Annotated in this window: 8 protein-coding genes; 6 read left to right on the top strand and 2 right to left on the bottom strand. The window is 58.1% G+C overall.

What is annotated here, in order from left to right; genetic code table 11:
• Position 1 precedes the first annotated feature (1 nt).
• Together Q8N00_02270 and lexA are read left to right on the top strand one after the other, a co-directional pair.
• Complete coding sequence (locus Q8N00_02270) at positions 2-445, top strand: type II toxin-antitoxin system VapC family toxin (GenBank protein MDP2381608.1); 444 nt, start codon at positions 2-4, stop codon at positions 443-445.
• A gap of 943 nt (positions 446-1,388) precedes the next feature.
• Positions 1,389-1,934 (top strand): transcriptional repressor LexA, encoded by a 546-nt coding sequence (gene lexA, locus Q8N00_02265; GenBank protein MDP2381607.1) that lies wholly within the window; start codon positions 1,389-1,391, stop codon positions 1,932-1,934.
• A gap of 682 nt (positions 1,935-2,616) precedes the next feature.
• On the opposite strand, the gene Q8N00_02260 is transcribed toward lexA, so the two are convergent.
• Positions 2,617-2,976 carry an IS3 family transposase gene (locus Q8N00_02260; protein ID MDP2381606.1) on the bottom strand — a complete coding sequence of 120 codons (360 nt, stop codon included), beginning with the start codon at positions 2,974-2,976 and terminating at the stop codon, positions 2,617-2,619.
• A gap of 77 nt (positions 2,977-3,053) precedes the next feature.
• Positions 3,054-3,200 carry a hypothetical protein gene (locus Q8N00_02255; protein ID MDP2381605.1) on the bottom strand — a complete coding sequence of 49 codons (147 nt, stop codon included), beginning with the start codon at positions 3,198-3,200 and terminating at the stop codon, positions 3,054-3,056.
• Positions 3,201-3,885: 685 nt separating this feature from the next.
• Between Q8N00_02255 and Q8N00_02250 the strand changes: the two genes are divergently transcribed.
• The 4 genes from Q8N00_02250 to Q8N00_02235 all read left to right on the top strand — a co-directional run bounded on the left by Q8N00_02250 (position 3,886) and on the right by Q8N00_02235 (position 14,141).
• Complete coding sequence (locus tag Q8N00_02250; protein MDP2381604.1) at positions 3,886-7,215, top strand: PAS domain S-box protein; 3,330 nt, start codon at positions 3,886-3,888, stop codon at positions 7,213-7,215.
• Positions 7,196-7,855 (top strand): response regulator transcription factor, encoded by a 660-nt coding sequence (locus Q8N00_02245; GenBank protein ID MDP2381603.1) that lies wholly within the window; start codon positions 7,196-7,198, stop codon positions 7,853-7,855. Before Q8N00_02250 ends, Q8N00_02245 begins: the two co-directional genes overlap by 20 nt.
• Positions 7,856-8,793: 938 nt before the next feature.
• Positions 8,794-9,582, top strand: coding sequence for a response regulator (locus tag Q8N00_02240; GenBank protein MDP2381602.1), 789 nt, complete (start codon positions 8,794-8,796; stop codon positions 9,580-9,582).
• A 671-nt stretch (positions 9,583-10,253) separates the two neighbouring features.
• The gene (locus Q8N00_02235; GenBank protein MDP2381601.1) at positions 10,254-14,141 is read left to right on the top strand and encodes a PAS domain S-box protein; all 3,888 of its coding nucleotides are present in this window, start codon (positions 10,254-10,256) and stop codon (positions 14,139-14,141) included.
• Positions 14,142-14,619 lie beyond the last annotated feature (478 nt).

The raw sequence follows: 14,619 nt of genomic DNA, 5'->3' as shown, positions 1-14,619 counted from the left end.
CATGCCGTATTACTATTTCGACTCAACGGCTTTGGTGAAACGGTACAGCATGGAGCGCGGCACGCGTATCATTGGCAAGCTGATGGTGAAGCGGGGCATGGTCGCGATTGTGCCAACGTGGTCCGTCACCGATTTTTATACGGCATTCTCGAATCGAGCCCACCACGGCGACATCACCCGTGACGATTGTTATTCGGTGATTCATAAGTTCGAAAAAGAGTCTCAGGAGGGCCTCTTTCAGTTCATCGCCCCGACGATGCAGACGTATTTGTCGACGAAAGAGCTTGCGTTGGAGTATCCGGCCCTCCGCTCACCACAGATCTTGCATTTGGCGCTGGCGTTGGAACTCAAGCCGTTACGATTGACTGTCGTCAGTGCCGATCAGCAATTGTTGACGGCCTGTCGTTCTGCTGGCCTGCATATCATTAACCCGGAAGAAGACTAGTTCGTGGACGTGCTCAGTACTGAGATCAGAGTGGGAAGAAGAGGCAGGTGTTAGCGGCATTGATAGTCGGCGATCAGTGAGTCAATGACGGCCACCCAGTCAGTGGCGGTCTCGCGCAGTTAAGTGGCCTTCGTTGCGACCGGCCCTGGTGCATTCTTCTGGTCATTGAGCGTTGCGAATGCCTGTTGGCGAATGCTCTGTGCGAGTGGACATATTTTGCAGACTCCGAAGAAACCGGCGATGGTCTTTTGCTAGAGGAAGGAGGGCTATGGTTTGCTCTCTCCTCCTGTAAATGGAAGAGGGCGTTGTCGTATCTTTGCACGACCCTCGATGGGTAGTTCGCGTAGCGCCCAGCACGACGGATGTTAGTCCCACTCTCGCCCAGTTATTCGCACGGCATCAACATCAAGCCGTCATCCTCTCCTATGTGACCATCGGAAGACTCTGGTGAACAAAGTCTGTTTGTTCAGGTGGGAACCCCTCTCTCTCATTTTTCGCCTGTCTCCAGTCTCATCCTGCGACGGGTGAGAGACGCATCTTGGGGTGTAAGTGATAAATTTGCAGACAAAGGTCAAGCAAAATATTCACCAAATCCTCTCCCCAGCTTCTGTGGATAAGTCTGTTCATAAGATCTCTCTGCCTGCCAAATACTGCGCATTTCTCTACTCTCGACACGTCTTTGCCTAAAAAATAGGCATTGGTTCAATTATTATGGCCACCACAACATATAGGGGGTATCTCGCGAAAAATATAATAAAAACAACAAATCCTAGATAATGACAGCTGTTTCGAACGTCATACTATGAACTTCTGCCGTGGGAGCGCTGTTCGTGCCTCACTTATGCACAGATACTCTCCAGGCCTGTGTTTTCAGCATCGTGATTAGGAGTCCTGTAAGGAGCCTTGACAGCTATCGATGTTATGTGTAACCATTGGTTACACCATGAAGCCGATTGACCTAAAACGAGTTCGAGAACAGCTTGGTCTGACCCAACAGCAACTTGCCGATGCGTTGCTGACGACACGTGTGTCGGTTGCACGCTACGAATCTGGTATGCGTCGTATTCCTGGAATGGTCCAAGTCGCATTGGAGCGGTTGGGGCGGTCGTCTGAAATTCCCATGGCAGGGATGGTGGCGGCTGGCGCGCCGATTGAGCCGGTCCCCCAGTCCGAACTCATCGATGTCCCACCCAGTATGTTACGGGGAGGAGATACGTTTGCACTCCGTGTCAAAGGGGAGTCGATGAAGGATGACGGGATCCTCCCTGGCGATCTGGTCGTGGTGAGAAAACAGGCGATGGCGCAGAACGGGCAAATCGTCGTGGCGTTGGTGAATCATGAGGCGACGATCAAGACCTACTTCAAGAAGGACTCACACATTGAGCTGCATCCTGCAAATGCGACGATGCAGCCGATTATCGTACGAGCGTCAGATACGTTTCATATCGAGGGCATTCTCATCGGCGTGATTCGGCACTGTGCGGTGTAATCAAAACATGGAGGGCATGATGAGCACAGCAGGAAGACTATTCGGGGCAGATCGGCTTGTTGATCTGGAGCGCACGGTAGACTCTCTGAATGACCAGTTACGTGAGATGCAAGGGGAACTTTGTCGGGCCAAGGCAAAACCATTTACAGTTCGGTTGTGGAGAAATCTTGTTCATCTCAAAGGAGGGCAGGAGTTCATGTCGGACGTCTGCAATCGTCGTTACCGCCCGAACACGAAGATGGTGTCTCATGTTGACCCAAGAGCGTAGCAGAGACGCGTTCATCGCTGGCACTTGCTCCGACTGTGGGGTGGTTGCTCATCGACGCATTACTTGTGTGGATGAAATGACCATGCAACGGTTTAACTCTGTGAACGCGGCTGGAGTGCTTCTCTGCTGCTGCAGGCCGTTGGAGGAGACTGGAGAGAATAGGAGTGCTGGTCAGCTGTCTTGAGGCGATGACTGAATGTGGGGGCATTTGCGCACGCAGTGCGCGTGTGGTGGCGGTGTCCCGGATTGAACGGGAGACCCGCGGCTTATGAGGCTGATTAGGTAGCAATTATTAACTCCCTGTTTTGACTCTGGTTTCCCGTTTTTCTATTGGCAGACAAGGCGTTACGAGACATCGATCTCGTCGAGTCTGTTCGATCGGTCCCGGTCTTTTCGGCTGTGTTTTAGCACAAATTAGCACAACGTGACCTTCCCCACGTTTGTTACACCACTGAACCGTCGGCCCGTGACAGGCCGTTCATGGACAAAGTCCATGGCATAACAGCGTTCTGATTGCGTTGGTTTCGGCAAGGCGACCCGTGGAACCGCCGCCTTTTTCCGTCTGCGTCGCCGTAACGCCAGCCCTTTGTCGCGATAATAGGGCCGCGAGACTTTCTTATGATTCACGGACCAGCTCTCTCGACGCAACCGCACATGGATGCGCGGGCATCCCCAGCGTCGCTTCCTCTCAGCAATCTCTCGGATTCGCATCCGCAGGGCCGCATCCTCCTGGCGCAGACTTCGGTACCGGAGCGTGTTCCGATTCAGTGTCACTAAGCGGCACACCTGCCGCTCACTCAGCCCAAAGCGCTCGGCCACCCACTGGGCCGCTGCTCACTTCGCCTTGCGCGCTACCAACTTTTTGCGGTGAGCGCCTTCAGCGCCTGAATGTCTAACGCTTGTTCCGCCACCATCTGCTTCAACTGCCGGTTTTCGTCTTCTAGTTGGCGGAGCTTCTTCACGTTGCTGACTTCAATCCCTGCATACTGGTCCGCCACTTATAAAAGGTAGCACCCGAGATGCGGGACTTGCAGCAGAGCTCCTGGATCCCAATGCCCGCTAGGGTATCCTTGAGTATTGCGATGATCTGATCCTATGTGTGCCGTTTCCGTGTCATGATCCCCTCCTGTGGGGCCCATCTCAGTACTTCCAAGCCAATGGTCTAGTTATCCGGGGGGAAAGGTCAATTCCATGCCTTGAGAAGCAGATTGCGCCCTCTGGTGGCTCCTCAATCTGTTGATCTAGTGACAGAATAGCGATCTGAGGGTTCGGATCTATCTTTTTGCATTTTTCGTAGGGAGAAGTGTCTGGTTGGTATTGCGTGATGAGGATGGGGCTCTGGTTGCTCGCCGACCTTTCTTCGTCTTTTATCGAATTCTTAATATCCCCCCACCGAATTATTAACATCTCTCCATGTCTTCACGTTGGCATGATGCCGAAGGATGAGGGCTGCCGGGCATGTACAGAGAATGGTGGCGCCTTGACAAAATACCCGTATTCACGTACTTCCACCAATCATTCAGTGGCTTGCAACCTGCAATGTTCCAGGCCTGGGCAGGAGAAGGATCTCAGCCGCTATGGGAACAGTTCCTCCACGTCGCCCGTCAGTCCTTGCCCCTCCCTTGAGATACGCGCCTTCTTTCAAGTGGTCACTGGTCGATCGCGAGGCATGATCTCCCACCCATGACACAGCGATTGAAGAATCAGCATCGATGGGTACCGCTCACGGTGGTTCTCGGAACGGCGACGGCCTATGAACTGGCATTTGCGCCCCTGCATCAGATGGCGGGTGATGTTGTTGGCGTATTCACCGTCCTCCCGGTGGCAGTGGCAGGATGGCTGTTGGGGGCTCGTGCCGGCCTCGTTGCCGGGCTGCTCGGGACTGTGTTGAATATTATGAATTTCACTCTGGCAGGGACGATCGGGTCGGAAGTGGTGATGAGATGGTGGCCGGCCGTGCTCGCGAGCCTTGCGCTTGGTGTGATGGCGGGCTGGGCAGGTGAGCGTGCCGCCCATGCCAAACGAGAGTCTCGTGAGGCGAATCAAGAACGGGACAGGTTTTTTGACCTGTCCATGGATCTTCTCTGCATCGCGGGAACCGACGGCTATTTCAAACGGCTCAATCCGGCATGGGAACGAGCGTTGGGGTTCAGCCGGGAAGAACTGTGCTCGAAACCCTTTATCGAGTTCATCCATCCCGATGACCGTTCTCGTACGCAAGAGGTCATGGAGAAGCTGTCGCGCGGGGAGCCAGCCATCAACTTCGAAAATCGATATCGGTGCCGTGATGGGTCCTATCGATGGCTGACCTGGATTACCCCGGCTCCGGAACAGGAGCCGCCGATGTTGTATGCGACAGCTCGCGACATCACCGAGCGCAAACGGATCGAAGAGGCCCTGCGCGAAAGCGAGGAGCGGTATCGCCTCCTGACCGATGCCACGTTCGACGGCATCGCCATCCACGATCAAGGCATCATTATCGAGGTCAACTCCGGTTTGGAGCGGATGTTCGGTTACGGGCCGGGGGAACTGATCGGAAAGCACGTGCTGGACGTGGTGGCCGACGAATCCCGCGAGATGGTCATCGCCTACATGAGGGAGGGAGTGCAGGGCCCCTATGAATCCGTGGGACGTCGTAAAGACGGCTCGGCGTTCTACGGGGAAGTCGTCATCAAACCCTACCGGTATCAAGGGCGGGATGTCCGCCTCGTGGCTGGCCGCGACATCACCGAGCGCAAGCAGATGGAACAGGCGCTACGGCGGGCGAACGATGAGCTGGAACAGCGGGTGGCTCAGCGAACGCAAGAGCTCCTGGTGGCGAACGACGCCCTGTGCCTCGCCCGAGCCTGGCAGCGCGACTTGATCGAAGCGATCCCGGGGATCGTATGGGAGTGCGACGCGCGGACCTGGCGGGTTTCTTTCGTCAACCACCAGGCCGAATTGGTGCTCGGCTATCCCGTGCAGCAGTGGCTCGATGAGCCGGACTTTTGGCAAACGCACCTACACCCGGACGATCGAGATTGGGTCACCGAGTATTGTCTCGCCTCGGTACGGGACACACGGAAGTTCTCGTTCGAATACCGGATGATTGCAGCCGATGGGCGAATCGTCTGGCTCCAGGACATTGTGACGGTAGAGATCGACGAGCAGGGCCCGGCCATTCTGCGGGGCATTATGTCGGATATCACCGAGCGTAAACAGGCAGAAACGGCGTTGCGGGAGAGCGAGGCGCGCTTCCGGAGCCTGTTCGAAGAAGTGCCGATTGCCTACCAATCTCTGGACATCGAAGGGTGTTATCTCGATGTCAATCAGGGACTCTGTGCCCTGCTCGGCTATGCTCCTGATGAGCTACTGGGCAAGCGATTCGATGATTTCTGGCCACCCGACGCGCGTGAGTGTTTCCCCGGAGGATTTAGCAATTTCAAGCGAAGCGGCGGTGTCACCAACCATCTTAGGCTCAAGAGAAAGGACGGGAAAGAAATCGCTGTCATCCTGGGTGGACGCGTCCAGCGCGACCCGATGGGCAACTTTCTTAGGACGCACTGCATTCTGACCGACATCACGGATCAAAAGCGGATCGAAGAGGACCTGCGCCGATCGGAGGTCTTCATCGACTCCGTCCTTGAAAATCTCCCCAATATGATTTTCGTGAAGGACGCGGAGAGCCTCCGTTTCGTACGGTTCAATAGGGCGGGGGAAGAATTGCTGGGATATGGACGGGATGAACTCTTGGGCAGGAGCGACTACGATTTTTTCCCGAAGGAGGAAGCCGATTTTTTCACGCTCAAAGATCGGGACGTCCTGCGCAGCGGCCGTTTGTTGGATATTTCGGAAGAGCCCATTCAGACCAAAGAAAACGGGGTGCGGTTGCTCCACACGAAAAAGATTCCGATCTACAGCGCCGACGGGACTCCACAGTACCTATTGGGCATCTCGGAAGACATCACCGCCCGCAAACAGGCGGAAGAGGAACGGAAGAAGCAAGAGCTGCTCGTCACACTCATGCTGAGCACGGGACCCGGTTGCATTAAGCGCATCGCGGCAGATGGGACCTTGCGCCAAATGAATCCGGCTGGTCTGAAATGTATTGACGCGGACAGTGAGGAGGCCGCACTCGGTCTTTCGGTGTTCAATCTGATTGTTCCGGAGCACCTGGCCGCGTTTATGGAGATGCATCGAGACGTCATCAATGGAGGCACGCGGGTACTCCAGTTTGAAATTCTGAGCCTGAGAGGCACCCGCCGGTGGATGGAAACCCATGCCGTCCCGTTTCAGAATCCCGTCAGTGGACAGACGGAGCACCTGGCGGTGAGCCACGACATCACTGAGCGTAAACAGGCGGAGGATGCCCTGCGAACGAGTGAAGAACAGCTCCGCAAAGTGCTCGAAGAGCGGGAGCAGCTCTCTCAGGACCTCCACGACAATATTGTTCAAACCATCTATGCGATAGGAATGAGCCTTGAGGAATGTCGCCATCTCTTCCAGGAGGATTATCAGGTAGCCGACAAGCAGCTGGAGCATGCCGTCGTGTCCTTAAACAAGGTCATTGCAGATGTTCGGATGTATATCGTGTGGGACAAGCATGAAGCGGTGAGCGGGCAACAGTTCTGTGCGAAGTTAGCCGAGTTGGCCGCCACCATGGAACATGTGCAGGGGATCCGTTTCTCGCTCCATCTCGCGGTGGACGCGGCACGGCGGCTGACTCCCCTGCAAGCGTTTCATATTCTCCATATTGTCCAAGAGGCAATGAGCAACAGCCTTCGCCATTCACAAAGCCGAAGCGGTCTCGTCTCTCTGCAGATGGAAGACGGGCGCATCCGGCTTGAGGTCAGCGATGACGGGATCGGCTTCAATCTTGAGGAGGCGTCCGGGCAGGGGCACGGGTTACAGAACATGACGGCACGAGCGCACAAGCTTGGCGCGAACTTTCAGATCATTTCACGGCCTGGATCGGGGGCTCAGATTCTCGTCGAACTCCCGCTGGAGGATCAGCATGCTGGCGCAAGCAGTTAAACCGATTCGGCTGCTACTGGTGGACGACCATGAGGTCGTCCGCATGGGGCTGGAGGCCCTCTTCCGCAGAGTGAGGACGGTGCAGGTGGTGGGTGAGGCAAATACCGTCGCGTCCGCCGTCACGGAGGCGATCCGTCTCCGACCCGACATCGTGCTGTTAGATCTCCGCTTGCCTGACGGCAGTGGCATTGAAGCCTGCCGAGAGATCCTGGGGACATGCCCCGACACCCATGTCGTCTTTCTCACGTCATTTGCGGATGAGGATGCGATGCTGTCGACCACTTTTGCGGGTGCGAAGGGGTACCTCTTGAAAACGATTGGGGGGACCGCATTGGTTCAGGCCATTCACGCCATAGCCGGCGGGCAGTCCATTCTCGATCCGGCGGTGACGGAGTCCGTTCTCGCCCGCATGCGATCCCTTTCGACGATGGATGCCAATGGCCAACAGGCCATCTTGTCTCCCCAAGAGCGACGGATCCTGCCCTTGTTGGCCGACGGCAAGACGAACAAGGAAATTGCCGTCGCCCTTGGCCTGAGCGATAAGACCATCAAGAATTATCTGTTCAACATTTTTAGGAAGCTTCAAGTCACCAGCCGCACGCAAGCCGCGACCATGTTCATCAAGCAGCAATCCAGCTAGGCCCATTCGGCGGTAGCTGCGTAGCGCCGAAAAACATTCGCACGTACCGCTCCTCGCCGCTACTGCGATCCGCATTTCTGGTCGATAAGTAAGAGAGTAGGGATCAGGCTAATGGAATGGCGTCAAGGCCGAGGTCGAATTCGAGAGTCTCGAGAAAGCCCGGTGGTCTCCCATCTCGATTGACAGTCTTTCCTTCCCGCTCATCCTGAACCGTTGAGTACTCAGCGCCCTCGAATGAGGGGGGCGAACCTCATGGTCGAGCTATGTCCATCGTCCCGCGCGACTCGTTATGGGTGTCTCTGCGTCCGTCGTACGAGGGCGCTCGAACCGCCGCTTGGTACGGAGGATTCCCTGAAGTCTGTCGGCCCTGATTAGGGAGAGCGGCGTTGTGCTCCACATGCCACGGCATCGCCACTTCGTGGTTCATGGTGTGGGGAAGGAGACTCAGAGGAGTCGATGGCACGGATTCGTATCATGACGACCAAGAGGCAGTCCTGACGACGCGCCGTACGCGCGAACGAAGGACATACTGTGGAGGCATGGCCCAACGGCCATGCAGCGTTCGCTCTGCTTCACGAGAATCCGGCGGAGGTCTCGTCACCGGGAGGGCATTCCGAAAGGACGTAGCCGTAACGTCGTTCTGGTGGAGTTGCCGCGTTGGGCCCTGATATGACAGGTGATGGCCATGGCAAGTGGCGCCAAACGTGGCAAACTCCTCTGGGGGCAGCGGCGTTCCTTCGAGGCGCGTAACGGATGCTCGCGAGGTGCTGTCCGCGGTTCTCGATAGGGCCCTGGTAGCGGGACAGGCATGGAACAACCGGCGGTTAGCATGATCCTCCACGCCACGGTGAAACGGCTCTCGTCGTGGATACCGCCGGAGAGAATCTTCCTCCAGCGATTCTCAACCCTCGACTCGTTCCGAGAGTCACCGGGCGCTAATGGCCACGATTCTGTTGATTGTTGAAGCCGCGACCCTGCTTGAGCAGCTCAATGCCGCGTTAGGGCAGTGGGGGCATACGGTCGTCCTTGCAACCGAAGCGCAAACGGGGTGGATGCTGTTTCAGGCCACGCATCCGAACATCACGATCCTGAGCCTCGACTTCGCAGAGCGCGCTGGCATGCTCTTTCTCTCGAAGGTACGGGCGGCCGATTCCGAAGCTGTCGTCATCGGGGTAACGGGGGCAGACACAGACGAACGTCGTCGTGTCGCTCGTGAGCTGGGGGTCCGCGTGATACTCCGGGCGCCATTCACGCTGGCAGATATTGATCATGCCCTTCATCAGGCGTCACTCCCAGCTGGCTCTTCGAGTTCGAGGGGCTCTCCGCGAGCCGCTGTCCTGATCGTTGATGATGAAGCGCCGATGCGTCAGCGTTTTCGTGAGGCGCTTGAAGAAGCCGGCTACCAGGTCTGGGAGGCATCGACGGGGATTGAGGGCATGCGCCAGGTCTGTGACCAGTCCATCAATCTGGTAATCACTGATATCCGCATGCCGGACTTGGATGGTCTGGAGGCGGTGTGCCTACTGCATCGGAGCTTCCCGACCATTCGAATCATTGCCATCTCCGGCGGAAGTAATGATCCGGATTACTGTGCCGCCGCCAAAATGCTGGGTGCCCACGAGACACTGACCAAGCCGTTTGAGCTGCAACAGCTCCTGGAGGCAGTTGATCGCCAGGTGGGTAAACAGATCTCAGCAGGGACGAGGACACCCGATCTCCTTGCCTAGTCGTTCACCCCGGGCGACGAATCCTCATGCGGAGAGGATCGAGAAACGAGATGTTCCGCGAGTGGGACGTGGTGAGAATGGGGAGTGCGTCTTACGGACATCCGTGGGAACACAGTATTCCACGTGATCCCCCCAGGGGGTGTTGTCCCCACTGAGAATTCGGACAGGGCGCGTAGTCAGACGGACGGCAGGAACCTCAATGCCATCTGTTCAAAACGATCGCGAAAGGAGTTCACGGAGGATCTCCGCGCAGAGGATCAGGTGGCTGCGCTCCACCCATCCCGTTGGACAGGAATCCTCAACGACGCCAGAATGCCCTGTCAGAGGAATGGCCAACGAAAAAATCCACGCGGTCCCGTAAGTGCATGGGGCCGGGTCGACCCCGATCACGTCTGACCCCTGTTAAGTTCAAGCACGAGCAGACCGAAAAGTAAGAGAGAAGAGCCGTGTCATCCAGCAACACCGATTCGAATCGGGGGGAGTCCGCTGTACCGGCCACACATTCCTACGGCATGCTCCGATTGTAATGGAGCAGGTGGGACCCAGGCTGCATGCCGGCCGGCGCGCTGGCTCGGTGCAGGATGCGCCGAGCTGAGTATGCGGGGGCGTGGGTTCGTCCTCTCCAGGGTGAGTCATTCACGCGGGCGTTATTCTAACGAGGTGCAGGAATCGTGAGACAGACAGTCCGTTCCTACGCACGTGGGCTGCCGGCGTTGATCGTTGCCATCACGGTGGTGACGATCCTGATCGGGGGCCTCGCCCTCCATTATGTCGAAACGCGCCTGGTGGCCGCTGCAGGCGAGAGCCTCACGATGGCCGCAGTCACTATCGCGGATAAGCTCGATATGCAGATGGCCGAGCGCTACGGCGACATCCAGCTACTTGCGCAGGCCACGGTGTTTCACGGGCACGACCATGCGGCGATGGGGCGACGGCTCCGCACCCTATTGGAGGTCTATCCCGTTTATCGCTGGGCGGGCGTTACCGATGCCGAGGGCCGGGTCCTGGTGGCCAGTGATCAGACGAGCGTGCACCGCGATCTTCGCGAGCAGCCTGGATTCCTGGCGGTGAAAGCGGGAGCACGCGCCGTGGTTCAGGATGCGACCCCGGACGATGAGGGAATTCTTGCGGTAACGTTTGTAAGCCCACTGCACGATGCACGAGGCGCATTTACCGGGACAGTGATGACCCAAGTAGGGTTGCCGGTGCTGGAGGATGTTTTTGCGCGTACCGTGAACGCCTTGCAGGCGCAATGGGGATCGGCGGCAGGCATCGAGTATATCTTTCTGGATCAGGACGGCAAGGTGTTCGTCGACTCCTTTCTGAGGGAAGAGGGACAGGTCAATCTCAAACGGCAGGGGCTCCCCTCGGCGCAGATGTTCGACGCGGCTCCAGCCGGATTCATTGAGGAACGGCATGTCCGCCGGCATGTTGACGTGGTGACCGGGTATGCGCAGACCAAGGGCATCGACGGGATCGATGGCCTGCGGTGGGGCGTGCTCGTGCGCGTGGACCGGCATGACATCCTAAGTCCCATCAGAGCCATCCTGTGGAAGCTCGGGGCGGCAGGCGTCGGCATGACGCTGCCGCTGATCGGCATCTTGCTCTGGAGCATCGGTCGCCTCTCGCACTGGTGGAGGGTGGCGGACGAGGAGCGCACCCGAGCGCAGGCCGCAGAACGCAAATTTCACACGCTGGTGGAGTTGGCGCCGGATGCGATTGTCGTGACCGATCTCGACGGCCGAATCCTGTTGACCAACCGGCAGATGGAACAGGTATTCGGGTATCCAGCCGGCGACTTGACCGGCCAATCCATCGAAACCCTGCTGCCCGCACATATTCGTGATCGGCACCGGACGCATCGCGCGCGCTACAATCAGGCGCCCCAGCCCAGACCGATGGGCGCAAACCTCGATCTTCTCGGGTGTCGGCGGGATGGGAGTGAGTTTCCGGTGCAGGTCAGTTTGAGCCATGCGGACACGGCGGATGGCCATGTCGTGCTGGCGGCCATTCGCGATATCTCTCGGCACAAATTCGAAGAAGCCGAGCGGGAACGCCTCAACAATGAGATTCGGCTGTTGCTGGACTCTGCGGTGGGCGGCCTCTACGGCATTGATTGCGCGGGGCGCTGCACCTTCATTAACAAGGCCGGGGCCACGATGTTGGGCTATCGGCCGGATGAGATGCTCGGCAAGGACATGCATCAGCTAATCCATCATTCCCGCTGCAATGGCACGCCGTATCCGGTTGAGGCATGCTCCATCTATCGGGCCTTTCAAACCGGGCAGGGATGCCGGATCGATGGCGACGTGCTGTGGCGACGAGATGGAACGGATTTTCCAGCGGAGATCCAGGCCCATCCGATCCAGAAGGCCGGCGTCATCAAAGGTGCAGTGGTCACCTTCGCGGATATTACCGAGCGCAAGTTGGCGGAAGCGGCGTTGCGCGACAAAGACCAGCGAATCCGGCTGGCGATCAAGGCGACCAAGGTCGGGGTCTGGGAGTGGAACACCCGGACCAACCGCGTTCGATGGGATGAGGAGATGTTTCGCCTCTATGGGATTTCTGCAACAGCGGAGGGTGTGGTCGACTACGCCGACTGGAGCGGGGCCGTCCTTCCGGAGGATTTGCCGGAACAAGAAGCCAGCTTACAGGATACGATTCGCCGCAAAGGGCAAAGCGCACGTGAGTTTCGAATACGCCGGCGCAACGACGGCGCGGTGCGCGTCCTGCAAGCGGTGGAAGCGGTCAGGATCGACGCCGAAGACCGGGTGGAATGGGTCGTGGGCACGAATCTCGACATCACCGACCGCAAAGAGGCGGAGCAAGAATTGCTTGTGGCAAAAGAGGCCGCGGAAGCCAGTGCCCGCGTCAAGAGCGAGTTCATGGCCACCATGAGTCATGAGATCCGCACGCCGATGAACGGGGTGATCGGTATGACCAGCCTCCTGCTCGAGACCGCGCTCACGCCGGAGCAGCGGGAGTTCGCCGAGATCGTCCGCCGTAGCGGAGAGCATCTGCTCACCGTCATCAACGATATTCTCGACTTTTCCAAAATTGAAGCCGGCAAAATGAGCTTGGAAATCATCGACTTCGACCTCCGCACCCTGGTGGACGAGACCGTGGATTTGTTGGCCGAGCGGGCGGCTAGCAAAGGGGTGACCCTGGGCTGCCTGTTTCATGCAGAGGTGCCGGCGGCTCTGCGCGGGGATCCGGGACGACTCCGCCAGATCCTGCTCAACCTCCTGGGGAATGCCGTCAAGTTTACGGAGCAGGGTGAGGTGGTGCTGTCCGTCACGCGGCTCCACCACACCGATACCGAGGCCACGGTACGGTTTGAGGTACACGATACTGGGATCGGCCTGTCCTCTGACGCGCAAGGGTGCCTGTTTCAGTCGTTCAGTCAGGTCGATAGCTCGATGACGCGCAAGTACGGAGGCACAGGATTGGGGCTGGCCATCTGTAAACAGCTCACGGAACTCATGGGCGGCCACATCGGGGTGAACAGCACGCCGGGTGAAGGCAGTACGTTCTGGTTCACGGTTCAGTTTGGAAAGCAGCCGCAGTCTCCGGCCTCGGCGGTGGGTGTGGCGTCTCAGGACTTGCACGGGCTGCAGCTCTGCGTCGTGGATGACAATCCCATCAATCGGCGCATCCTGGAACGCTATGCTGAACGATGGGGAGTCCAGTGTCATATGGCGGAGGATGGCCGGCAGGCGCTGGCGCTCTTGCGTCAGGCGGCGGCAGAAGGGAGGGCGTGTGACCTCGCGATCATCGACATGCAGTTGCCGGGCATGAACGGCCTGGAACTGGCGGGAGCCATTAAGGCCGATCCTGTCCTGGCGCCGACCAGGCTCGTGCTCTTGACGTCTCAAGGTCAGCGCGGCGATGCCAAAGCGGCGCAGGCAGCCGAGTATGCCGCCTACCTTTCCAAACCGGTGCACGAGCCGCAATTGTATGAATGTTTGCTGGCCGTCCTCAAACCGTCCGCTCAGCGTACCACCGGTCCAGGACTGTCCGAAGGCCGAACCGACGCGCCCGAACTGGTCACGCGTCATAGTTTGGCCGAGAGGAACGCCCAGGCCACCGCGAAAATTCTGCTCGCCGAGGATAACGTCATCAATCAGAAGGTCGCCGTCCGCCTGCTGGAAAAGTTGGGCTATCGAGTGGACCTCGTGACCGACGGTCTCGAGGTCCTCGACGCACTGACGCGCATCCCCTATGCCGCGGTCTTGATGGATTGCCAGCTGCCGGATATGGACGGATTTGAAGCGACGCGAGAAATCCGCAGGCGAGAGGCGAGAGACAAGGGCTCAGAGGCACACACAGAAGAGCACGGCTCGTTCCGCTCGCCTCAGACCTCGCGCCACGTACCGATTATTGCCATGACGGCCAATGCCCTGCAGGAGGGTCGAGACCAGTGCCTCGCTGCCGGCATGGATGACTGTATAAGTAAGCCCATACAACTTACGGTGTTGGCAAAGATCCTTGCGGGCTGGGTCAGCGCGCCTGCCGCGCGCGCCCCTCGAACTCCGAGCCGAGGGCGGCGAGGCGGCTGATGGGCGATCAGCAGATCCGTTGCGTTCCCAGCCCGCCAAGTCGTTGATTGATTGACCAGGTCAAGACTGCTGCCTATGCCCAGTCGGGGACGTGTCGGCGTGGTGTAGGCGAGGGGTCCGAATCACCGGGGCGCGGGGAGGGGAGGGCGACCTCCAGCAGGGTGTCGTCCTCAAAATCTGACTCCAGCTCACTCGCGCTATCCCTATCTCTACTGATCGACCTTTTTAGGCGAGGTCGGCAATGTTTCGCTTCACAGAATCGTGAGGCTGGAATCAGGTTTTCCCTCCGCGGGTCAGAGAATAAACCTATGATTACTATTGGAGACGCGATCCGCAACACAATGCGCTGTGCTCGTCCTGTGCTGTGTCCATGGCACAAGTACTCACCTATCTGTCCCCTAACCCTCTGGTTAAGGAACATTCCCACTCGCACTTCGGAGCAGCGTTTTGCCAACCGCTTAGAGCGATCACATCAGGC

The organism is Nitrospirota bacterium, assembly GCA_030684575.1.
Classification (GTDB): domain Bacteria; phylum Nitrospirota; class Nitrospiria; order Nitrospirales; family Nitrospiraceae; genus Palsa-1315.
This window is presented reverse-complemented; position numbering and strand designations above follow the sequence as displayed.